Below are 586 nucleotides of genomic sequence, written 5' to 3'. Positions count from 1 at the left end.
GCACCGGTTTTGCCCCATGCTCCCTGTCAATATTTTTCAAAATGTGCCAGACTGATTGAGCCACACAGTGCTCCACCCCCCTAGCCACTTCCTCAGGCCGTGCTCCTTGCAGTAGCGCACGCTGGACATGGCTTTCCGGTCCGGAGAAAGATAAAATACCTCCTTTGACTGCCACAGGCACAATTAACGGAGTTGGGCCGGCACAAATCCCAAGCCTCTCCAAACTGGGTCCGGAAGGAAACATCAAACCAAGCGCCACCCCCACGCGGTCAATGAACTGACCGGCATGCAAGTCTTCCGTGCCACCTAACTCAGAAAGCAACAACTCTTCCTTCATCTCCACCGCCAGCACTTCCGTAGTTCCGCCGGAAAGATGAACAACATAAAAACTCTGCCATGCGACTCCGGCAGACCACAAGCCCGCCAACAAATGTCCTTCCTGATGAGACAGTTCAAAAAACGGTACGCCGAAAACCAGTGCCAAAGAGCGGGCAAATGATGCCCCCACTGTAAAGACAGGCAGATAAGAATCAATCAACGGCCGAGGTCGCGTTGAGGCAGCCACCGCTTGTAGTTTTAACGGACT

General features: G+C 53.4%; 1 pseudogene. It reads right to left on the bottom strand.

The features are described from left to right. Positions 1-508 (bottom strand): annotated as a pseudogene (locus HW443_RS12660) (O-sialoglycoprotein endopeptidase); the annotation flags it as partial. Positions 509-586: the final 78 nt, after the last annotated feature.

Source organism: Candidatus Hakubella thermalkaliphila, assembly GCF_013281975.1.
GTDB classification, from domain to species: Bacteria; Actinomycetota; Humimicrobiia; order Hakubellales; family Hakubellaceae; genus Hakubella; species Hakubella thermalkaliphila.
Note: the sequence above shows the minus strand (reverse complement) of the source record. Positions and strands in the feature narration are given on the sequence as shown.